At 45.0% G+C, this 22,693-nt stretch carries 15 protein-coding genes and 1 pseudogene; 14 read left to right on the forward strand and 2 right to left on the reverse strand.

Annotation, left to right across the window (positions count from 1 at the left end):
• Positions 1-62: 62 nt before the first annotated feature.
• Positions 63-1,274, reverse strand: coding sequence for a family 16 glycosylhydrolase (locus ACDQ55_RS16245; protein ID WP_420982506.1), 1,212 nt, complete (start codon positions 1,272-1,274; stop codon positions 63-65).
• A gap of 235 nt (positions 1,275-1,509) precedes the next feature.
• On the opposite strand from ACDQ55_RS16245, the gene ACDQ55_RS16250 reads away from it, so the two are divergent.
• The 14 genes and pseudogenes from ACDQ55_RS16250 to ACDQ55_RS16315 all read left to right on the forward strand — a co-directional run bounded on the left by ACDQ55_RS16250 (position 1,510) and on the right by ACDQ55_RS16315 (position 21,570).
• Positions 1,510-4,377: a triple tyrosine motif-containing protein gene (locus ACDQ55_RS16250; protein WP_420982507.1), complete on the forward strand. Its 2,868-nt coding sequence runs from the start codon at positions 1,510-1,512 to the stop codon at positions 4,375-4,377.
• A 104-nt stretch (positions 4,378-4,481) separates the two neighbouring features.
• On the forward strand, positions 4,482-5,126 hold the full coding sequence (locus ACDQ55_RS16255; RefSeq protein ID WP_420982508.1) for a hypothetical protein: 645 nt from the start codon (positions 4,482-4,484) through the stop codon (positions 5,124-5,126).
• A gap of 2 nt (positions 5,127-5,128) precedes the next feature.
• Positions 5,129-6,151 carry a sensor histidine kinase gene (locus tag ACDQ55_RS16260; RefSeq protein ID WP_420982509.1) on the forward strand — a complete coding sequence of 341 codons (1,023 nt, stop codon included), beginning with the start codon at positions 5,129-5,131 and terminating at the stop codon, positions 6,149-6,151.
• Positions 6,120-6,893, forward strand: coding sequence for a LytR/AlgR family response regulator transcription factor (locus ACDQ55_RS16265; protein ID WP_420982510.1), 774 nt, complete (start codon positions 6,120-6,122; stop codon positions 6,891-6,893). Before ACDQ55_RS16260 ends, ACDQ55_RS16265 begins: the two co-directional genes overlap by 32 nt.
• Positions 6,894-6,964: 71 nt before the next feature.
• Entirely contained in the window at positions 6,965-7,558 is a 594-nt protein-coding gene (locus tag ACDQ55_RS16270) for an RNA polymerase sigma factor (protein ID WP_420982511.1), read from the forward strand.
• 75 nt (positions 7,559-7,633) lie between these two features.
• Positions 7,634-8,842 carry a FecR domain-containing protein gene (locus tag ACDQ55_RS16275; protein WP_420982512.1) on the forward strand — a complete coding sequence of 403 codons (1,209 nt, stop codon included), beginning with the start codon at positions 7,634-7,636 and terminating at the stop codon, positions 8,840-8,842.
• A gap of 234 nt (positions 8,843-9,076) precedes the next feature.
• On the forward strand, positions 9,077-12,361 hold the full coding sequence (locus ACDQ55_RS16280; RefSeq protein WP_420982513.1) for a SusC/RagA family TonB-linked outer membrane protein: 3,285 nt from the start codon (positions 9,077-9,079) through the stop codon (positions 12,359-12,361).
• Between the two features lie 11 nt (positions 12,362-12,372).
• Positions 12,373-13,044 (forward strand): annotated as a pseudogene (locus ACDQ55_RS16285) (RagB/SusD family nutrient uptake outer membrane protein); the annotation flags it as partial.
• Between the two features lie 204 nt (positions 13,045-13,248).
• Complete coding sequence (locus ACDQ55_RS16290; protein WP_420982578.1) at positions 13,249-13,758, forward strand: RagB/SusD family nutrient uptake outer membrane protein; 510 nt, start codon at positions 13,249-13,251, stop codon at positions 13,756-13,758.
• 20 nt (positions 13,759-13,778) lie between these two features.
• Positions 13,779-15,011 (forward strand): thioredoxin family protein, encoded by a 1,233-nt coding sequence (locus tag ACDQ55_RS16295; RefSeq protein ID WP_420982514.1) that lies wholly within the window; start codon positions 13,779-13,781, stop codon positions 15,009-15,011.
• A 229-nt stretch (positions 15,012-15,240) separates the two neighbouring features.
• Positions 15,241-18,042 carry a TonB-dependent receptor gene (locus tag ACDQ55_RS16300; protein ID WP_420982515.1) on the forward strand — a complete coding sequence of 934 codons (2,802 nt, stop codon included), beginning with the start codon at positions 15,241-15,243 and terminating at the stop codon, positions 18,040-18,042.
• 22 nt (positions 18,043-18,064) lie between these two features.
• Complete coding sequence (locus ACDQ55_RS16305) at positions 18,065-19,483, forward strand: DUF4876 domain-containing protein (RefSeq protein WP_420982516.1); 1,419 nt, start codon at positions 18,065-18,067, stop codon at positions 19,481-19,483.
• Between the two features lie 55 nt (positions 19,484-19,538).
• Entirely contained in the window at positions 19,539-21,080 is a 1,542-nt protein-coding gene (locus ACDQ55_RS16310; RefSeq protein WP_420982517.1) for a DUF6850 family outer membrane beta-barrel protein, read from the forward strand.
• A 298-nt stretch (positions 21,081-21,378) separates the two neighbouring features.
• Entirely contained in the window at positions 21,379-21,570 is a 192-nt protein-coding gene (locus ACDQ55_RS16315; protein WP_420982518.1) for a class I lanthipeptide, read from the forward strand.
• Positions 21,571-21,696: 126 nt separating this feature from the next.
• Here ACDQ55_RS16315 and ACDQ55_RS16320 read toward each other — a convergent pair whose 3' ends face one another.
• Complete coding sequence (locus ACDQ55_RS16320; protein ID WP_420982519.1) at positions 21,697-22,389, reverse strand: DUF2461 domain-containing protein; 693 nt, start codon at positions 22,387-22,389, stop codon at positions 21,697-21,699.
• Positions 22,390-22,693: the final 304 nt, after the last annotated feature.

Raw genomic sequence — 22,693 nt, forward strand, 5'->3', positions numbered from 1 at the left:
CGGCTGAGAAAACAGCCGGCTGGTCATCACCCCTAACAGATTATATTCCCTAACAGATTATATTATTGCACGTGAAAAGCTTCCCATCCAGAAATGGTAGTACGATTACAGGTCATGGCCTGGGTACCGTTTTCACAGGAAATGTAACGTCCGTTATTACCACGGAAGGATACGGTACCATCTGCATTCACTAACCAGTCCCATTTTTCCCAGTCGCTTATAGTAGTACGGCTGCAGGTGATCGGGTTAACGCCATTTTCGGAAGACACGTATTTACCTTGCGATTTCAGGGCAATTTTTCCTCCACCAGCGTCTTCTACCGTAAATTGTTCCCATGCCTGTGCAGTAGTGCGGGTGCAGGTCATGGCCTGAGTACCGTTTTCACCGCTCACATAAGCATTATTAAATCCTTTAAGGGTAATAGTAGACCCAATTGGCGCTGTACCACCACCGCCGCCGGCTGAAATAGCATATACCCTTACGTAATCTACGTACATGCTGGCAGGCAGCTTACTCTCATCTACTGTTTGACCAGGGAAATCGCCGGCTACTGCCAGATTAAGAATAATGAAGAAGGGATTATGGAATTCTTCTGTGCTGTTGATATTATTTTGAATATTAGCAGTAGCGTACTGGTTATCATCTACATACCAGCGGATACCATTGGCATCCCACTCTACCGCATATACGTGGTAATCGTCTGGCGTAGTAGTAGTAGTACCACCATAGGATACATGCCCATTGGCATCCCAATGGATCGTGCCATAAATAGTATTGCTGGTATTAACACGCTCCATGATATCTATTTCCCCGCATTTAGGCCAGCCCACGGAGCCAATGTTGTTGCCCAGCATCCAGAATGCCGGCCATAAACCTTGTCCGGAAGTAAGCTTAATACGGGCTTCTATACGGCCGTATTGGGTAGTAAAATGTCCTGCAGTATTCATACGTGCAGAAGTATAGGGCCAACCGTTTACGGTTTGTTTTTTAGCGGTAATTACCAGATTACCATTGCTTACAGTAGCATTGGAGGCCTGGTAATATTCCTTTTCGTTGTTTACTCCCGGGCCGGTTTCAAATGTCCAGTTGTTGGTATTAACGCTGCTACCGTTAAATTCATCTGACCAGATGAGTGTATAAGCAGCGGCGGCCGCTACTACGGCATTTTTTGTTCCGTTGATGGGTTGGAGGGTATCTTTTTTTTCGGAGGTCTTTGTGCAAGAAGTTAACAATACTAGCAGCAACGCCCCCATGCAGAAGAATTTTTCTTTCATGGAATTTACAATTATTAATGTGAAAAAAGCGGGGTGATGATATTTTAAAGCAGTTTGATAAAAATTTGCCGGGCAATACTTATCTTTTTATAAATTTTTCTAGTACCACTAATGTCTGTATTCAGATCGAATAATTACCTATACGGACATACGTCTTTTCTACTTCATTGCAGCACAAAAAATTGATTAACAATAAAAATCTAGCACATCCACCCCCACGTTTTAAACAAACCATATGTCTTGCAGCAAATATCTTTTCTTCCTGATTACCTTATTGCCATGGAGTTCCCTACATTCACAAAACACGATCGGCCTGCCAGCCATCATCAACTACGACAAAACAAAATACCAGGGAAACGGGCAAACCTGGGATATTGACACCGACCAAAATGGCATCCTGTACTTTGCCAACAATGAAGGATTGATCACATTCAATGGCAACACCTGGAACTTATTGCCAGTACCTAACAATACCCGGTTACGGTCTGTAAAAATAGACGCAGACCAACGCATTTATATAGGCGCCCAGGACGAATTCGGTTACTACCAGGCAAACCAACGGGGAATACTGCAGTATACTTCCCTCAAAAATATTATTCCCGACCGGCAACAGTTTGCCGATATATGGAACATTGTGTTTTATCAACACCATGTATTTTTTAGAAGCAACAACAAAATATTTGATTACGACCACCAGCAAGTGAAAGTATTTAATGCCCCTGTAGAATGGAAAATACTGGGAGCCACCAGCGGCGGCCTCTTTGCACAAGACCGGCGGGAAGGGTTACTGAAACTGGAAAATGGCCAGTGGCAGCCTATCTGTACTAATCTGGGAAATAAACTGATCACCGCTATCATAGAATCCCGGCAAGACACCCTCCTGGTAGCCACCCTTAAAGATGGACTATTCCATATCGTTCGCGGGCAATTACTCCCGCTACATACCGAGGCAGATACAGCTTTCCGCAGTAACCGCATCTATTGTGCAGTGCGCATCAATCCTTCCCAATTGGCAGTGGGCACTTTCTCCAGGGGCTGCTATATCGTGAACGGCTACACGGGTGCTATTGTACAGCAGTTTACCCGCGACGAAGGACTGCAAAACAACAATGTACTGAGGATATTCAGCGACCGGCGGCAACATATCTGGCTGGCGCTGGACAATGGTATAGACCAGCTCCAATATAATGCCGCCATCCGGCACATTACACCAGACCACCGCAACCTGCTGGGCTCCTATGCTGCCCTGGTACATCAGCGTACCCTTTACATCGGCACCAGCGACGGCTTATATGCTTCCGGACTAGACAGCGTTTCTGATATCAGTCTCTCTAAAGGTTATTTCCAACCCGTAGCCAATACCAAAGGACAGGTATGGCATCTCTCTGTGGCCTACGGGCGGCTACTCATGGGGCACCATGAAGGCACTTTCGAAATCAGCCACGGGAAAGCTATCCCACTATTAAAAGATATTGGCTGCTGGAGCTACCTGCCAATGACCAAAAGCATGCTCACAGGTTGTTATAACGGTTTAGCCTATATGAACCTGGAAAGTAGTCCGGTCGCAATAAAATCACATATTCCTGGCTTGTATGAGTCTCTGCGATTCCTGGCGCCAGACAATGCACATCAGGTGTGGACCTCCCACCCTTACCGGGGCATTTACCATATTACCCTACTCCCTGATACCTCCCTGCAGTTCAAATTATTTACGGCCAAAGACGGACTGCCTTCCGATTATAACAACTATGTATTTTATATACAAGGGCAGATGTTGGCCGCCACGCAACAAGGCATATATGAATTCGACCGCATCCGGCAACGCTTTAGCCCTTCCCCCAAATATGCGTCATTGTTCCAACAGACCGCCATACAGTATATGAAAGAAGACCAACACGGAAATATCTGGTTTATATCAGACAAAAAAACTGGCGTGGCAGATATCAAACGCCATACCATCACTTATTTTCCTGAATTAACCGGCAGGATCATCAGCGGATTTGAATTCATTTATCCTTATGATTCCCAAAATATTTTTATTGGTGGAGACAAAGGTATTTTTCACCTCAACTATACAAAATATACCCAGTCGACCAGCCGCCCCACCGTATTGCTGGGAAAAGTACTGGCCGGCGGTAAAAAAGACAGCATACTGGCTGGCGGCTATAGTAGCAGCACACCGGCTCATCCCATACAACTACCCTACTATTATAGCAACTACCATTTTGAGTATGCTTCCCCTGGCGCAGACCAAAGCGATAATGTCACCTATAGCTATCAATTGGTGGGCAACGACGCACAGCCCTCTGAATGGTCTTCTAAAACAGAGAAAGAGTATACCAACCTATTACCCGGGCATTATACTTTTAAAGTATACGCCAGGGATAACCTCGGACATACCTCTGCTGCTGCCGCCTTCCAATTCATTATATGGCCAGCCTGGTACCAGACTACCTTCGCACGAATCGTGTATTTATTGCTGTTAGTCGTCTTCTTGTATTACATTTATTGCAGACAACAGCAGCGTCTGGCTACACAGCAATTACAGCACAGAAAAGAACAGGAACAACTCATCATCCGCCATCAACTGGAACTGGAACGCAATGAAATGCAATTGGTCAAACTACGTAATGAAAAACTTCAGGATGATGTGCTGCATAAAAACAAAGAACTGGCTACAGCCGCCATGAACATTGTCCAGAAGGGGAAGATATTGTCGCATATAAAAGAAACTTTATTGGAAAGCATCAATAAAACCAGTGAGCCGGCGCAAATGCCCAACTTTAAAAAAGTATTGCGATTGTTTGAAGAAGCAGAAAATAATGAAGAAGATTGGGAACATTTTTCCCGGCACTTCGATGAAGTACACAATAACTTTCTGTTATCCCTAAAAAAACAATTTCCCAAACTCAGTACCACCGACCTGAAGCTATGTGCCTACCTACGAATCAATCTCACCACCAAAGAAATAGCCCAGTCCATGGGCATTTCTGCAAGAGGTGTAGAAACCAGCCGGTACCGGTTACGGAAAAAACTGGATATACCTGCAGAAAAGAATTTATATGATTTCCTGTTGCAGGCAACTGCCACGCCGGGTAAATAATAGCAACAATATGTCCTATTCTGTCAGGCTAATATCCTATTTCAACGGAATATGCTTTTGTGTTACCGGGCAACACTGTTGATTTACTGTTACAAATCAATAGTATGGAAACAATACATCCTTTTAACATTGCTACCCACGTGATAGCAGGCAGCCTGGCACTGCTTACAGGTATAGGTGCCCTGGCGGTACCCAAGGGCAGCATCCAACATATCCGGCTGGGACGGTACTTTATATGGTTCGTCGCCGTAGTCATCACCACTGGTTTGCTAGGCGTATTTGTGTTCAAGCGCAATAATTTCCTGCTGGTGATCACCCTATTGAGTGGTTATAATTGCTTTAGCGGCATACGGGCAATACGGCAACGAGGCAGAAAACCGGATATACCAGATAGCCTGGCGTCAGCGGTAGTGATCTTATCCGCTGTTTATTATCTGTACTACCTACATGCGTCGGGGTTATATTGGTCGCCTGTTATTACCTATTCCACGATAGGGGCTTTGTTACTGGTAACGGCATATGACCTCCTTAAATGGATACTACCAGCCAGCATACGCAAGAAGGCCGGTATATACGAACATGTCTACAAAATGATCAGCGCCCTCAGCGGCCTTACTGCTGCTTTCAGCGGCACTGTGCTTCCTCAATACAAACCATACAGTCAACTGCTACCCGTTGTTATTGGTTTCAGCTACATTATTATTATCTTTATAACTATTGGCCGGTATGCACCTTCTAAAACAAATTGAATATGCGCAAAGCTATCAATGTATTGCTGATTTGTGTATTGATTGGATCGTCTTTTGGGGTGTACCTGTATTTCACTTACGACCATCGGCCGGTGCGTATCCTAATGTCGTTGCTGTCGAATGTTAATATTGGCGCACTCATGATGCTAACCATCTATTCCAGGCGTTTCTTCACTGCCTCCATCCATTCTCCAGGTATCAGGATTGGCGTTATGATCAGCGCATTGATACTAGCAGCACTGGCAGGAACAGAACTAACTACTTTTATGTTATCATTGCTGCCAGCTACCCCACCTTACCGGCTACTGCATGGCACCGATATTTACGCACTTAACATACTGATTGTATTAATAATTGGTATACCCATTTACGTGAGTGAAGAATGGAAAAGCATGTTAGGCAATCAACTGCTCCAGCAGCAATACCGGATATTACAACTGGAACAACAGCAAACAGCTTTCGAGTTAGCGCTACTGCGGGCCAAGATTAATCCGCATTTTTTGTACAATGTACATAACGCCATTGCCGGCCTTATCCCATTAGATCCAGGGAAAGCTGAACAGTTGGTATTATTGCTATCTAAATTTTTCCGGTTCACCTTAAAGAACGACAGCGCTACCTTTCACGCTATAGCAGATGAACTGGACATTGTTCGTACTTATCTGCAGATGCAACAGATACGTTATGACAGCAGGATGCAATACACAATAACAGCAGATCCCTCAACACTATCATTATCCATTCCTTCATTTATATTGCAACCACTTGTGGAAAATGCCGTAAAACATGGTATAGAAGCCATAACCGGCAATGGCTCCATTGAAGTACGCATCATGTTGCAAGAAGAAAATATATTGATCACCATTGCAGACCCCGGACCAGCATTTCCAGACAAGCCTGGCAACGGGCTTGGTTTACACCTGGTGATCAGTAAGCTACAACTGCTATATACAAGTGATTTCAATATTGAGTTTAACAACACATCCCATAAATATGTGCAGCTTACCCTTCCCAAAAGAAATTAAAACATTGCTGGTAGACGACGAAAATATAGCATTGCACCGTTTAAAAAAAGCGTTGCAAAACTATCCGGCCATTAAGATAGTAGGCGAGGCCAAAAATGGGAAAACAGCGATTGACTTTATACATCAACAACGCCCTGACCTTGTTTTCCTCGACATACAGATGCCTGCCTATAATGGCTTCGAGGTACTCCAACAACTGCACTACACGCCACTGATTGTATTTGTAACCGCTTATGAAGCATATGCCGTTAAAGCCTTTGAGCAAAACTCCCTTGATTATTTGCTAAAACCCGTAGAGGTCGAACGACTGGACATTACTATCAAAAGAGTAACAGAACGACTGGCAGACGGAACCAATATGTTGCAGAAAATAAAAATACTGCTGGATGAACAACCAGGTATTCGTTCCATCAGCACTTTGCCTGTAAAAACAGGCAACAAAATACAGCTGGTACAGGTATCTGATATTTGTTATTTTGAAGCAAAAGATAAATATGTGTATCTCCATACACAAACGGGCGCCTGGCTAACGGATTATTCACTCAGCTACCTGCAGGAGCTGCTTCCGCCTGAGTTTGTACGGGTGCACCGGAGCTTTATTGTTAACAAATTAAAGATCATTGAAATACATAAATATTTTAAAGGTACTTACCTCTTGCTCATTAACGATACACAGCGTACCAAAATAAAAAGTTCCTACTCTTATTATGCCACCATTCAGGCCGCCTTACTGCTCCCTTAACTGCAGGGAATTCCATGCACAATGATCAAATGATTTTATTATGTTTACAGTGGATTGTCAATATTATACCTTTGAGTCATTCTTTAGCACATGAAAGAGCATTGTTGGAACAAATAGCTGCCGGAAACGAAGCAGCTTTTACAACTTTATTTGATCACTACAAAGACGCTCTTTATTCCCTTACCTGGAGCCTTACCCGCTCTTACAGCGTGGCAGATGATGTACTGCAGGAAGTATTTCTCAAGATCTGGTTAAACAGGGATGCATTGGGAACCATTGATAATTTCCATGGTTACCTGGTAGTAGTTACCAGGCGGGTTATTTTAAATGAGCTGAGAAAACAGGACCGGCTCAAAATGCGGGAACAACATTACTCCCAAAATATAGCACCGGCGGATGTAGATGACATTGAGAACCTGCTACAGGAAAAACAGTATGCCGAAGTACTCCGGCAAGGCATGCAACAACTCTCCGAACAACAGGCAGCCGTTTTCAGGCTCATTAAATTACAAGGCCATAGCCGGGAAGATGCTGCCAAAGCGCTGAAACTATCCCAGGAAACAGTAAAAAAACACTTGGAACGGGCCATGCGCACCATCCGGGCATTCCTGCTTACCTACCTCGATCATCCACTGTTACTGTTTTTGTTGATCATTTATTTATAATTTATTTATAAAAATTTAACCTTCCTGTAACCCAAATGATTTACAGGCGGTGTCATATCATATGTAAACCAGTTTATGTCAGCAGAAAAACTTCAATATTTATATCAAAAGTGCCTGGATGCACAGGCTACCGAAGAAGAAAGGGCTGAATTACGCACCCTTCTGCAACATCCTGCTTATGAACAGCAGGTACTGGAATTATTAGGGGCAACCCTCCGTGATAGTGAAAAACCACCGGTAATAGTGCCGGAAGACCTCCGTCAAGAGGTACTCAATAACATTTTCCTGGCAGGCCAATCGCTGCCTTCGCGGAAAACGGATATACCGTTGCGACGGATGCCGTTTCTTCGCAAATGGCAATGGGCCGCCGTAGTCATGCTTTTTGGCGCCAGTAGTTATTTCTGGGCCACCAGTAAGAGAACAATAAAAACGCAGGCATCTTCCCCTGCACCATTAACAGCAGATATACAACCAGGAGGCAACAGCGCAGTGCTTACCCTGGGAGACGGCAGTACTATCACACTTGATAGCGCCAGCAACGGGCAGCTTGTACAGCAAGGCAATGCACAGATAGTAAAACGAACAAACGGACAAATTATTTATACGGAAACAGGCAGGGCACAAGGGGCAACCATACTCAACACCATGTCTACTCCCCGGGGCGGACAATATCAGCTCACTCTTCCGGAAGGAACAAAGGTATGGCTTAATGCCGCCTCATCTATTACCTATCCGGTAACCTTTAACCGCAAAGAGAGAGCCGTTAAGATCACGGGAGAAGTATACTTTGAAGTAACCAAAAATGAAGAACAACCTTTTATAGTAGACGTAAACGGGCAATCAAACGTTATCGTACTAGGAACCAGCTTTAATGTGAACAGTTATGCCGATGAAGGCGTGCTGCAAACCACCTTACTCGAAGGCAGCGTAAAAGTAGCGGCCGGCACAGGGCAACAAGCAGTCATCTTACTACCCGGGCAACAGGCCCAAATTATAGCCAATAGCCAGTCTAACATCCAGGTAATTAAAACCGTAGACCTGAACCAGGTAATGGCCTGGAAAAACGGATTTTTTAATCTGCAGGATGCTACCCTGGAAAACGTCATGAAGCAATTAGAACGATGGTATAATGTAGATGTAAAGTATGAAGGAAAAATTCCTGCCGTCACCTTTGAGGGCCGGCTGGATAAACGGGTCAACCTGTCGGATGTATTACAATATTTTTCGGACCTAGGTATCAACATTAAACGAGAAGGCAGAACGCTTATAGTAACCGGTAACTGATCACCGGCAGCAACACTGCCTATAGCCAGCAGTTAACAACTTATACTTATCCAATCCAAAAGCCGAAGATGGTGGAACATCTCCGGTGGGGCGTCTGCGTAAGTTAGAAAAACAAAAGTCGGGAAGGACTTATTTATTATTCAACCAAATACCTGCGAAAGTATGCAAAAAACTACTTTTTGTGGCTGGTCAGCCCGTGGGAGCAACCACTACATTACCAAAATCGGATTAGCCATGAAGCTAACAACAGTATTATTGACCGTCGCTTTTCTGAGCCTGAGCGCAAAGGGCATGTCACAAACCGTCAACTTTTCCGGGACTGCTGTTCCCCTGGAAAAAGTAATGACTGCCGTAGAACAGCAAACCGGTTACGCTTTTGTATATACCGAAAATGTGGTCAAGGGCGTTCTACCGGTTACGATTCAGGCGCACAATCTTCCTTTGGAACAGTTTCTGCAAGCGCTTTTTAAAGATAGTCCGCTTAAATATACCATCAACAACAAAACGATTTTCTTGTCGCGGAAAGTACTTCCATCCAACAGTGCGCCCACTCTCAGCCAAGATACGTCCATTATCATCCGGGGGCATGTGCTCGACTCCAAAGGCAATCCTTTACCAGGCGCCAATGTGGCGCTTAAAGGTACTCCCTTCCATTTCAGCACAGACGCCGACGGCTTATTTGTTTTCAGTCACGTTCCCCATGCCACCGTATATACATTGGAAGTAACGTACCTGGGCTTTGAAAGATATATTACTTCCATATCCGTAAAGGATAACCATTTAAACCTCACCGTGTCTATGAAGCCTTCTTCCAGTGTACTGGAAGAAACCGTGGTAAAAGGATATTATACTACTACCAACCGCTTAAATACCGGCAGCGTATCCACTGTAAAAGCAGCCACCATCGAAAGGCAACCAGTGAATGACGCAATGCTTGCACTGGAAGGCGTAGTACCTGGGTTATATATCCAACAATCTTCCGGCATGCCCGGCTCCCCCGTGAATGTACAGATCAGAGGGGCCAGTTCTATCAAGGCGCGTAGCAATCCCTTATATATTATTGACGGTATTCCGTTCGACAGCAACCCTGTAGACCAACAAAATTTTGGCGGAGGCAGCCAAGCCGGGGGAACGCCCAACGGAGGCAGCGATCCTTTAACGATGATCAACCCGCAGGATATTGAAAGTATTAATATCCTCAAAGATGCAGATGCCACCGCCATCTATGGTTCGCGAGGTGCTAACGGAGTGATTCTGATCACCACTAAAAAAGGGAAAACAGGAAAAACACACCTCAACGTAAATGGTTTTACCGGTGCAGGTAAAGTAACCCGGCTATTACCTCTGCTCAACACGCAGGAGTACGTGGATATCCGTCGTAAAGCATTTGCCAACGACAACATTATACCTACTGCCGACAATGCGCCCGACCTACTGTTATGGAGCCAAACAGACAACGTTAATTACGAGAAGATGTTGATTGGCGGTACCTCACAGCTCTCAGAAGTGAACGCCGCTATTTCCGGCGGCGATAAACTGACCACCTTTTTATTGGGAGGTACTTATCACCATGAAACGATGGTAACACCAAGTGACTCCCGCTACCAACGAGCCAATGTAAATATGAAGGTAGACCATACTTCTGCAGACGGGAGATTTAAAGTGAACATGAGTGCGATCTACAGTACAGACAACAACCTCATTTATGGCCCAGACCTCACCAACGTTAGCACCACTTATCCCAACAACTACCCAATGTATGATGACCATGGGCAATTGTATTGGGGCGGTGGCTTTTCTAACCCAATGGCGTTATTGAAACAGTCTTTTAAAACCAACACAGAAAGCATGTTGCTGAATGCTTCCCTTAGTTACAACATTTTGCAAAATTTACAGGTAAAAGTTAATGTAGGAGAAAATAAAATAGAACTGGATCAAAAAATATTGTACCCTGGCAGCACCTATAATCCAGTCTATCAGAATACTGGCACAGGGTATTATAGCAGTAATAGCACCAAAAACTATCTTGTAGAGCCGCAGATCAACTACCATACTACCCTTGGAGCAGGCAAGCTAGACGCCATTGTAGGTGGTTCCTGGCAGCAGTCGAAATATAACCAACCTTACTTTGTAATCGCTGCAGACTTTCCAACAGAGGCGCTCATGGATAGTTACGGCGCCGCAGGAACGATCTATGTTAATACCAGCACCACCGCAGAATATAAATACGCCTCTGTTTTAAGCCGGTTAAGCTATACCTGGAAAGATAAATACGTATTAAACGGCACCTTCAGAAGGGATGGTTCTTCCCGTTTCGGCCCGAATAAACGGTTTGGTAATTTCGGTTCCCTTGGCGCAGCATGGATATTTTCTGACGAAAGCTTCTTACAGCACCAAAATTGGTTAAGCTACGGAAAGTTAAGGGCTAGCTATGGCACAGTGGGCAACGACCAAATCCCTAACTATGCCTATTTAAGCACCTACAGCATTTCACCGGTCACCTATGGCCCCACTTCCAGCTTTGTACCTACAGGGGTAGCCAATCCCGATTTTAGCTGGGAAAGGAGTAATAAGCTCGAAGCTGCCATGGATCTGGGCTTTCTTCACAACCAGTTACAGTTTACCGGTGCCTGGTACCGCAACCGTACCGGTAACATGCTCGCTAATTACACCCTTTCCCCCCAATCCGGCTTTTCGTCTTACACTGCCAACTTAAATGCCCTCGTGCAAAGCCAGGGAGTTGAAATCGAAGTGAAAGGCGCGCCAATAGACCATAAAAACTTCAGCTGGAACCTCTCTTTTAATATTTCTGCCTATAAAAATAAACTGCTGTCTTTCCCTGGCCTGGCAAATTCTTCCTATGCCAATACTTACGTGATAGGGCAATCATTAAACATGATTGGGCTATACCACTTAACCGGTTTTAAAGACGGACAGGCCACCGTAGAAGATGTGAACAAAGACGGGGTGATTACTCCCGGTCTATTTGCCAATGGGCAAGGCGACTATATTGTAGCCGGTAGCAGAGACCCTAAATATTACGGCGGGATCAGCAACTCCATACGTTTCAAGCAATTCCAGCTGGATATGCTGTTTAACTTTGTGAAACAACAGAACTATGCAGTCACCGCTTTTCCTGGCTTATTATCCAACCAGTATAGAGATGTGCTGAACAGTCCTTTTACGCCAGCTTCCCAGGCATCTTCCCCTTCGTATAATTCTTATATTAATTACTTCCTGAGCTCAGATGGCAAACTTACCGATGCATCGTTCATTAGGTTAAAAAACATTTCTTTATCCTATACGTTGCCCGATCAATGGAGAAAAATGTTGAGGATGGCCAGTTGCCGGGTATACCTGAGAGGACAAAACCTGATCACGTTCACCAAATACCGTGGCTTTGATCCGGAAACTAATATTACTCCAGGGGTTTCCAACAATCCATATGTTTCACCATTAAGCACACCTACCCTGCCTACCTTAAAAATGGTGATTGCAGGTATTCAATTCTCCTATTAAACATTAAGATTATGAAGATACGGGTTCAATTAAATATCGTGCTTTTACTAACAGTGCTGGCGTTTTTAAGCAGTTGTTCAAAACTGATCGACGTAGAAAAACCGAGCGATCAACTGCCCAGCACCACCATTTTTGCGGATTCTGCCACTGCTGTAGCCGCCGTAAATGGAATGTACTCCCAATTATACAATGGCAGCGGCTACGGTACAGGCATATATAGCTTCCGCATAAGCCTATTGCCAGCCAAATCGGCGGATGAAATCATTCCGGTGCAAAATACATTCGACGACTTCTATAACAACAGCCTGGCGCCCAGTAATAGCGATGTGAGTGACTTGTGGGCCAGTTCTTATAACGTTATTTATCTGGCTAACAGCATCATAGATGGTGTACAAGCATCAACTACCCTTTCTCCTTCGCTCAAACAGCAACTGACCGCAGAGGCAAAAGTGATACGGGCTTTTTGCCACTTTTACCTGGTCAACTATTTTGGCAGCGTGCCTTTGCTGACCAACAGCAACATCAGCGATATTAACCAGGCGCCGGCTGCCACCACAGATCAGGTATATACGCAGATCACCAACGACCTTGCCGCAGCGCGCGACGCACTCCCAAGAGATTATAGCTGGTCTGGAGGCAACCGTACCCGGGTGAACAGTTATGTAGCCTCAGCCTTACTTGCCAGGGTATACCTGTACCGTGGCATGTGGGCACAGGCTGAATCTGAGGCGACCAACGTGATCGTACAAACGGGCATATACAGCATAGTGCCTGATCCCAACGATGTGTTCCTGGCCAACAGCCAAGAGGGGATCTGGCAATTCTACACAAACGTGTATGGCTATACTTATTTTGCCAGTAACATGGTGCCTATCAGTGCCGATGCGGTGCCAAACTATGCCATCAATAATATCCTATACAATGCCTTTGAGCTAGGCGACACCCGTAAAAGCAAATGGATCAACAGCATTACCGTATTGGGGTCTGCTTACCTCTATCCTTATAAGTATAAATCAAGAACCAACAACAATGCAGAGTTTGAGATGGTATTGCGGCTCGCAGAGCAATACCTGATCAGGGCCGAAGCCAGGGCGCAACAAAACAATACCAGCCAGGCCAAAGAAGACCTGGATGTAATCCGGCTGCGCGCCGGCTTAACCGGCACTACTGCCACTGATAAAAATTCTTTGTTATTAGCTATTGAGCATGAAAGACAGGTAGAACTGTTTTGCGAATGGGGACACCGTTGGCTCGACCTGAAGAGAACCAACCGGAGCACTGCCATTATAGGCACCGAAAAACCAGCCGGATGGCAAGATACAGACGTACTGTATCCCATACCTCAATCGGCGGTCAGCACCAATTCGAAATTATCACAGAACAAAGGTTATCATTAAGTAAGATAAAATAGCCACACATGAGAAAGATTATTACAAGCAGCATATTACTGCTGCTATTGTTACCTATTGCCATAAAAGCCCAGGAAAAAGGCATTCATTTTGAACATGGACTTACCTGGAAAGAGATCAAAGCAAAAGCAAAGGCAGAAAATAAATTTATTTTCATGGACTGCTTTACTACCTGGTGTGGTCCCTGTAAACTGATGGTGCAACTGGTATTTCCGCAAGATACGACCGGTACCTTCTTCAACGAACATTTTATCAACGTAAAGATGCAAATGGATAAAGCAGCGGCAGACAACCCAGATGTAAAGCTGCTCTATGCCGATGCGGAGAAAATTGCCAAGGAATACGGCGTGCACATCTATCCCACATTCCTGTACTTTTCGCCTGATGGCAAACTGGTACACCGGATCATTGGTGCTATCTTTGATCCAACGGCATTTGTAGGAAAATCTGCCGAAGCATTAAATCCTGCCACCCAATATTATACCTTGCTGGAGCAATTCAATGCCGGGCACCTCACCAATCCGGAAGATATTTACCAGCTGGCACTGATGGCCAAACATAATGATGATGGCGTCCACGAACCCCAATTGGCCGCTGCCTACCTGGCTGCTCAAAAAGATACGTTTACAGCAAAAAATCTCCAATTCATTTACACGCTCACCGAGCACAGTAAAGACAATACTTTTCCATTTTTGCTGACACATGGCAAGGGCATAGACAAAATACTGGGGAAAGGGAAAACAGCCCGCCTGATACAGGATATTGCTTTAGCAGAAGATAATCTACCGGCTGGCCAACCAGTAGATTGGAAAAAGAAAGCTGCCAGTTTGGCAAAAAAATATCCTGGCTATGACAAGGAAATCTTCGCCAGACTGCATGTAACATATTTCCTGGCAACAAAGAACTGGCAACAGCTGAATACCGCGATGAGAGCATATATTGGCGCCTACCCAGATGATATTGAACCCTATGAGATGAATGCCATTGCAAACAGGGTATTCGATGACTGCCCCGATAAAACATGTCTGGCCACAGCACTCGATTGGAGTAAAATGGCCTTAGACAAGGGCGATCTAAGCAGCGTGTTCACCTATTCCGACCTGTTGTATAAAACCGGCCGGCAACAGGATGCCATCCAGATCCTGGAAAAACTCCTGCAACAGAAGCAGATCGGTCAAGAAATTGTGGAAGAAAAACTGGAAAGCATGAAAAAAGGGGAAAAGACCTGGTCTAATCCCTGATAATATCCTTAACGCCCCTACGGGGATGTTGCTATAGCTCAGCAACATCCCCGTTTTTATTTACCTAAAACGTATTTACCCCCCCAAAATATCCCCCACTACCCTTCCATTTTTTGAATTATTCCTTTTTGCGTAAATAATTTTCCCGATTGCGATTGGATAACTTATCAGGTTTACACACCTTTGCGCACTATTTTCTTTACTAGAAGAGAAAGATCTGCGAATACATATGGGAACAATTATAAAGGCTTTAGTACTAACGGTTGGTATGTATGTACTGTTGACAGGCCTGATGCCAAAAGCATTTGCTCAGCAAATAACATTGAAGGGAAAAGTAACTGATAGTAAGGGTAAACCACTGCCATATGCCACCGTTTCACTGACGGCGGAAGATATCAGAACCTATACAATTATTGACGGAAGCTTTACACTAACGGTTCCCCCAGCCCTGTATTTAAGCCAAACGCTCACTTTACGGGTAAGTTATGTAGGCAAACAAACATTGACCAGGGAAGTGGCTATGAATACTTCCGGCATATTACCGGTTTTTATTTTAAAAGACGATAACCTGAAACTGCCGGATGTAGAAGTGAATGGTATCCGGAAAAAAACATCGGCTTCCAATTCCTCTATCCTGTTCGACCGCGAAGCGATTGAGCAAACGCAGGCGTTGAGCCTGGCTAATGTATTAGACTACCTGCCTGGTCAAACGATCATGAAGCCCAATGTATCCGTACAGGGAATGCAGGCGCTTACCCTGCGCAGCGCTGTTTCCAGCAACACGGTGGAAGCCCTGAACAATGCATTTGGTATTTCTGTGGTAGTAGATGGCGGCGTTGTTTCCAACGATGCCAACATGCAAGCCATGAACCCCGGCCGCGGATTATTCTCTGCCAATAATATTTCGAATCCGGAAAATGGCGTCATAAAGGACCGTAGCTGGCGTAATGGCACTTTATACAGAAGTTACGAGAATGCTATGCAGGCTAACAATGGCCTGGACCTACGCACCATTCCCGCCGAGAATATTGAGAACATTGAAGTAGTATCCGGCGTTGCCTCTGCCAGGTATGGCGAATATACTACCGGACTGGTAGTGGTAAACAGGCAGGCAGGCCTTACCCCCCTGCGCGTTACGGTACGCACCAATGAAGCCACCCGTAATATAGGCATCAACAAAGGTTACGCGCTCTCCCCTGCTATCGGCGTTGTAAACGTTAGTTTCGATTATCTGAATAGTCAGGATGATCCCCGCGATAAACTAAAAGGTTATCAGCGCATAGCCGGCAGCGTTTTATGGACCTATCAGCCTAAGGGCTTGTTTCACTTTAAAAATACACTGAGCCTTGATGGTAACGCCACTATCGACCAAACCAAACAAGACCCGGACCTGGGCACTGAACAAATGGCGAAGTTCAGCAACCGCTCGTTTACTATCAACAACCGCAGCGAATGGCTGGTAAAAAAGCCTTGGCTGTACAACATACAGCTGCAGGGAAACTACAGTTGGGGCAGACAGGAGTCGTATGAGCAGCGGTACTTGAATTCCAACACTTTTCTTGGGATCATCGATGCTATGGAAACCGGTATTCATGAAGGTTATTTTACCCCTGGCTATTACCTCTCAGTAAAACATATTATTGGCGAGCCGGTAAATGCCGCTGCCAGGCTGGAAACCAACAGTATATTCAAACTGTCTAAGGTGGGCACCTATAAATTAACCGTGGGGGTTAATTACAGCTATAGCGCCAACAAAGGCCCAGGCATACTGATTGATCCTTCCCGCCCCCGTTTCCATAACAGCGAGAAAAAGAACGATCGTATCCGCCCCTACAACGACCTGCCAGTACTCAGCAATGGCGGTATTTATATTGAAAACAGCCTGGCCACCAAAGTGCTGAACCGCCCGCTGAACCTGAACCTGGGATTCAGAGAAGATATCCAGAACAAATACTATACACTCTCCCCGCGTTTAAGCGCCAGCTATAAGGTAAGTAAACAACTTAACTGGAACATCGCTTATGGAATAGCCACCAAAGCACCGGCTTTATCACAGGTAAGCCCTGGTAATGTATATATAGATATTCCGCTGATAAGCGCATACAACGGCTCCGCCAACCAGAGCCTGTACCTCGCCTATACGAAGGTGATACCGCTGGAAGACCTGGATATAAAGCCATACCGCAGCAAAACTTTTGAAACAGGTATGAACCTGGATGCCGGCCCATTGCAGGCTTCCCTCTATTATTTTAACCGCACTGCAGATAATGGCTTCACCACGCTTTATACCGTTGTGCCGCTGGAACTACCTAATTATACCGTAATGCCTGTAGCAGACGGGAAGCCTTCCTATACGCCGAATGGCACCTATTCTTATTATCTACCCGGGTACAATAGAATGGCCAATGGTAGCTACAACCGTTCCGATGGGCTGGAGCTGATGATCGGAATCAAAAAGATCCAGGCAATACAAACTTCTTTCAACATAGGTACTGCCTATTACCGCAGCAGCGTAAAAACGAACGTACCGCAAATGTACGTACCCGAAAATCCGCGCTACGACCTGGTACCCTTGTACGGCCTGTTTAACAACACCGAAACAAAATCGGCTAACGTGAAAACCACGCTGGTGAGCACTACCCACATCCCTTCCCTGCGGATGGCAATTATGCTCACCGGGGAACTGTTCTGGCTGAACCGCTCTGAACTGATGCCATCCAGCGTATATCCGATCGGGTATTATACCAAACAACTGGAGTATTTCCCGCTCACGCCCGAGCAAGCACAGCTACCGGAATACGCCCATCTCACAAAGAAAGACGCTAATGGTAACAAAGTAACCACACAACCAGCCTTCGTATATCCTAATATGCATGCGCGGTTGAGCAAGGAAATTGGCGATTACCTGCGCTTCTCCTTTAATGCTTACAATGTATTCAACATCAGACCTAAAGAGAAACTTACCAGTGGTACCGCCTATTATAATGGCCAACCAGCCTATGGCGCAGAGCTAATTTTCTCCATTAAATAATTAATAAGCAAAAAATATATACATGAAACGTATACAACCTATAGCCGCTGTTTTAACCATTGCCCTGCTCTGGGTAACAGCTTGTAAAAAGAGTGATCTGGGACCTTCCGTACCGCCTATTAACGTGATTGTGAAAGCTGCTTATGATACCACTGGCGGCAACTATGACTTTCCAAAGGCAGGTATATCAATAACGGTAAAAAACACCATCACCGGATTTAAACTTACAGCCGCTACAGACAAAGATGGGTTAGGTATTTTTAATGGCATCAGCGCAGGCGTGTACGATGTGCAGGCTACCATCTCCATTTCCAAAGCGCAATACCAAAACATTACCGGCTTAGCTATCGATAAAGACTCTGTAGTATTCAACGCCGCCCTTACTGGCCTTACATTAAATACTACCACCAATAATACCTTATCACTGAAATTGCAATTGGGTAAGATAGGTGACTGGGTGATCAAGCAAGTGTACTATGCCGGTAGCAATACTACTAATGGCGCTGTATACCGCGACCAGTTTATAGAAATTTACAACAACTCCAACGAAGTGTTGTATGCAGACAGCTTATACTTTACCCAACTGGCAGGTAACAATACCGGCCTGGCCAGCACCGACCTGGGCAAGGGCATCTTCATCAGCAATGCGTCTGATGAATTATACAAACAATACGACTGGAGCAAATCCATTGGCATGAGTCCAAGCGGAGATGCCGCCAACCGCAACTACGTGTATGCCAAAACGATATTCCGCGTGCCAGGCAATGGTAAGCAATATCCAGTGCAACCGGGCGCCAGTTTTGTGATTGCAGCTACCGCGCAAAACCATAAAGCACCGTTTGTTGGAACAGATGGAAATGCCATCAGCGTAAAAGATCCTACCCTCACAATAGACCTTAGCGGGGCCGATTTTGAAATATACCTGGGCAATGTGATCAACAATGCGCTTGCTACCGATGTAGATAACCTGAACGTACCAAACATGGTAGTAGTAGATGCAAGCAGTAACAGGGACTTGATATTTGACAGCCCAGGCCGGGAGGCAGTTGCTATTTTCAAAACAAAAGCCTATTTACCCGAGTTAACCAAAACTGGTGCAAATCCACCCGATGCCACTACCTACAAAAAGTTCCCTGACCCAACGGCTACCACCGTTACCAGTGCCACCACCGTGTATTATCAGATTCCTTCCAGCGAAATACTGGACGCCGTACAGATACAAAATCCAAGTCCTACTTCCAGTCAGCGTGTAGCCAAAAAGCTCACCACTACCCTGGATGCCGGCGCAACCAATGTACCGGATGGACAATATTCTTCCGAAGCTTCTATCCGTAAAACGGCTAAAACAGTAGGTGGCAGGATCATTCTGATGGATACCAATAATTCTACCAATGATTTTGATTATCTGCCACGGGCTTTACCGAAGGCATTTAAAAATTAAATGAGGTAACCGGCAACAGGTAACCATTACCTGTTGCCACAGCACCAACCATATCATGCGATCTGTTTTTTATACAATAATGCTCATTTGCTCCAGCGCCTGGTGGCCGTTGCGCGTGCAGGCACAGGATACTGCGGTGGATGTGCATTCACAACAGTTCCAGCAGCGCTATCATTTTTTTTCCCAAGATGTAATTAGTCAGCCGCTCCGTCCCTTTAGCCAATACGCTATCGTAGAAGCCGGCTACCGGGTAAAAGATGGTGGCTATGCCCTGGCCCAGGATGCTGCCAAACAACGTGAATTGTTCTTTAATACCGCCGGCACCCGCCAATTGAAAAAATGGCTCGTCAGCGGCGCTTTTACTTATCTCAGTACCACCAAAGACAGCGTAGGCTACACCCTACGAGACGACTTAAACAATCCTGCTCCCTATTATTTCTATGCAGGAAAAAAAGGTAACTGGCAGGTAATCAGCTATCAATTACAGGGCACTGTGAGCCGGTCTTTCCTTAAAGACAAATTCACGGCAGCAGCAGGTATTTCGTATAGCAGTAATGATGGCTGGAGAGGCAACGACCCTCGTTCTGAATACTTCACCTATCACCTGGCTACAGATGCAAGCCTTATTTACCATCTGCTACCCAAACACAAAATAGGCGTGGCCGGAGGTATTATCCGGAAAAGTACTGACACCAACCTGGAATACCGTAACAAAGATTACCAATACAGTTTAACGCAACCGGAATATATTAATTATTTGCAGGATGGCTATGGTTACGTGGAATTAAAAACCGGCAACACCAATATCGCCAGCAATACCAAAGGATGGAAGCTCCACGGCTTATATGACGGACAGCTCCCTATTGGCAGCCTTACACTAAAAGGTGGTTATACCCATGCTAATTCCAGCTTTTTCCAGAAAGGATTTGACGTAGGCGAAAATGTGCTTACCTATGGTTATTTCTATGAAAATGAATGGTCGGCAGACGCCTATTGGCAATATAAACGCGGCAAACAACGCTGGAGTGCCCTGGTGAATTATATCCACCAACAAGACAAAGATTACAATACCTTATTAGCAGGCAATAACTACGTATATGCTTTTGAGCAATTAAAAGTACAGCCAATGTTCGCCCACTATAAAGCACAAAGACTACAGTACGAAGTTGGCCTGGAGGGCAGTGTTTCTGACCAGTTCCGCGCCGATGGTTCTGCAGGGCAAACCGCCGAATACCAATACGCCACTGTAGGCGCGCTGGTGGCCTGGTATGTGCCTATGCCCCCCCGTAGTTCGTTACTAAAATTGCTCTTAAAAGGCAGTTTACAACAGCCTATATCTGCCGATATTACTCAACCGGCACAGCAACCGGCTTTTACCAAGGCGGTGATATTTCGTGATTATTACTATTATAATGCCACCGTTACTACCATTCAGGCGGAAGCGTTATATCAGTTTCCGATACGGCAGCTCAACACTTTTGTGAAGGCCGACTACTGGTACCAGAACGCTTCCATTGCAACAGGCAATGTACCCGCTACCAGCCTGCCCGGCACCAATAGATGGCAATGGCAGTTGAGCCTCGGGTTTAACTTATAGCCTCCATTACAAAGGCGCATGCATCCCCGGATACATGCGCCTTTGTAATACCTATATTTGATTATCAATTTGTCTTTCTCCCTTACTTATCCAGCCGAATTATTTCCTTGTGCGCCCCATCAAACTTTATTAAGTTTGCAGTAACCTATTCGTACAACGATCCCCGCATGCGAAATCCTCATCAACCAACAAGCATGCTCATTTATCGGTAACCAGAATGTCAACATAGCCCAAATTTAGATCCGTAGCTCAATTCAATCCTTTTCATTTTTTAAAATCACACCCTAAAAAAACAAGTATGAAAAAGACATCTCAAGCCAAATTGCAATTGAACAAAATTGTTGTTTCCAAATTGAACCAGGCAGACCAACTAGAAATTAAAGGCCGCGCCACTGGTAAGCCTTGCCAGGACACCCTGACCTGTCCTAACTCTTACGTTACAGACTGCCCTTCACCTATCACTTATCTTCAATCGTACTGTGCCTGCTAAAATAAGTGCCATCACCAGGTAACCGGAACGCCCATCTTTGAAGATGGGCGTTTTTATGCAGTCATTCTACGCTTCCGAAGAAAGCAATTTAAGCTGCTAAAGCAAGCAATCCCACCTAGCGCTGGCTTACTCTCCATTGGTGTTTGTACTCAACACCTCACTCATATAATCGAAAAATGGGCGCATCGCCTGAAAAGTGCGGTTGGCTTCTTTTAGAAAACTTTCACTCAACACCTCCTCATCTGAAAATGACCTTATCAACAGGAATTGCTTGTAACGCAGCAGATCTATTGCTTCATGATTTGCCTCAAAGCCTTTGGGCGCAGTTTTTAACTGTTCTCCTTCCAATGTACCAAACGTAGTTTTAAACAATTTACTGTTCAATATTTTCCGTAGTGGCGCTGCATCAAAAGCAATATCATCGCGGATGCGTTTCAAATCTTGTGGCGACGGCCCCCAGAAACCGCCGGCAATAAAACTTTTACCCGGTTCTATCTGGAAATAATACCCTCCCCTGCGTTGCTTAGTAGCCCGTTTGAAACTACCGCTCCAATGCGTTTTATAAGGAGTTTTATTGCTGGAGAAACGGGTATCCCTATAGATCCGGTATAAGCTTTTTTTACCAGAAGGCGTTTCTATCAGATCGTGCGTACTCAACTCCCCTAATAATGCCTCTGCAAAATTTTCTATCTCCTGCTGCTCCTGTTGAAATATAGCTTTGTGGGCATTAAACCACTCCCGGTTATTATTTTTATTAAGCGTATCTAAAAAGTTGAAATTAGACTGATGTATTCGCGGTAATGAGATATTTTTTGCCATATCACAATAGTATTTTTAAAACAGATGAATCTACCGCCGCAAATATACCTCCATTTTACGATCACATGATATTTCCGGAACGGTGCAGCCGGATAGAGGAAAATACGGCAACAGTTACCTCTGCAAACCCATGATAGAGAGGCTTATTTCGTGCGCTATAAAAATATCTATCCGGCGCAGTTACGCTATGTAGCTTCAGTACCAATTTCGAACTTCGCATTCAGAAGATCTGCATCCGAGCCACTGTTAGCACTTCAACCTATTATAACATTGTACCCGTCTTGAATTACATGAAGCATAAAAA

The sequence above is a fragment of the Chitinophaga sp. 30R24 genome (genome assembly GCF_049056765.1).
Taxonomy (GTDB): domain Bacteria; phylum Bacteroidota; class Bacteroidia; order Chitinophagales; family Chitinophagaceae; genus Chitinophaga.

Excerpts from the sequence above, each read along its gene's own strand:
- ACDQ55_RS16245 (WP_420982506.1), bottom strand. The coding sequence starts at position 1,274 with ATGAAAGAAAAATTCTTCTGCATGGGGGCGTTGCTGCTAGTATTGTTA.
- ACDQ55_RS16250 (WP_420982507.1), top strand. The coding sequence starts at position 1,510 with ATGTCTTGCAGCAAATATCTTTTCTTCCTGATTACCTTATTGCCATGG.
- ACDQ55_RS16255 (WP_420982508.1), top strand. The coding sequence starts at position 4,482 with ATGGAAACAATACATCCTTTTAACATTGCTACCCACGTGATAGCAGGC.
- ACDQ55_RS16260 (WP_420982509.1), top strand. The coding sequence starts at position 5,129 with ATGCGCAAAGCTATCAATGTATTGCTGATTTGTGTATTGATTGGATCG.
- ACDQ55_RS16265 (WP_420982510.1), top strand. The coding sequence starts at position 6,120 with ATGTGCAGCTTACCCTTCCCAAAAGAAATTAAAACATTGCTGGTAGAC.
- ACDQ55_RS16275 (WP_420982512.1), top strand. The coding sequence starts at position 7,634 with ATGTCAGCAGAAAAACTTCAATATTTATATCAAAAGTGCCTGGATGCA.
- ACDQ55_RS16280 (WP_420982513.1), top strand. The coding sequence starts at position 9,077 with ATGAAGCTAACAACAGTATTATTGACCGTCGCTTTTCTGAGCCTGAGC.
- ACDQ55_RS16295 (WP_420982514.1), top strand. The coding sequence starts at position 13,779 with ATGAGAAAGATTATTACAAGCAGCATATTACTGCTGCTATTGTTACCT.
- ACDQ55_RS16300 (WP_420982515.1), top strand. The coding sequence starts at position 15,241 with ATGGGAACAATTATAAAGGCTTTAGTACTAACGGTTGGTATGTATGTA.
- ACDQ55_RS16305 (WP_420982516.1), top strand. The coding sequence starts at position 18,065 with ATGAAACGTATACAACCTATAGCCGCTGTTTTAACCATTGCCCTGCTC.
- ACDQ55_RS16310 (WP_420982517.1), top strand. The coding sequence starts at position 19,539 with ATGCGATCTGTTTTTTATACAATAATGCTCATTTGCTCCAGCGCCTGG.
- ACDQ55_RS16315 (WP_420982518.1), top strand. The coding sequence starts at position 21,379 with ATGAAAAAGACATCTCAAGCCAAATTGCAATTGAACAAAATTGTTGTT.
- ACDQ55_RS16320 (WP_420982519.1), bottom strand. The coding sequence starts at position 22,389 with ATGGCAAAAAATATCTCATTACCGCGAATACATCAGTCTAATTTCAAC.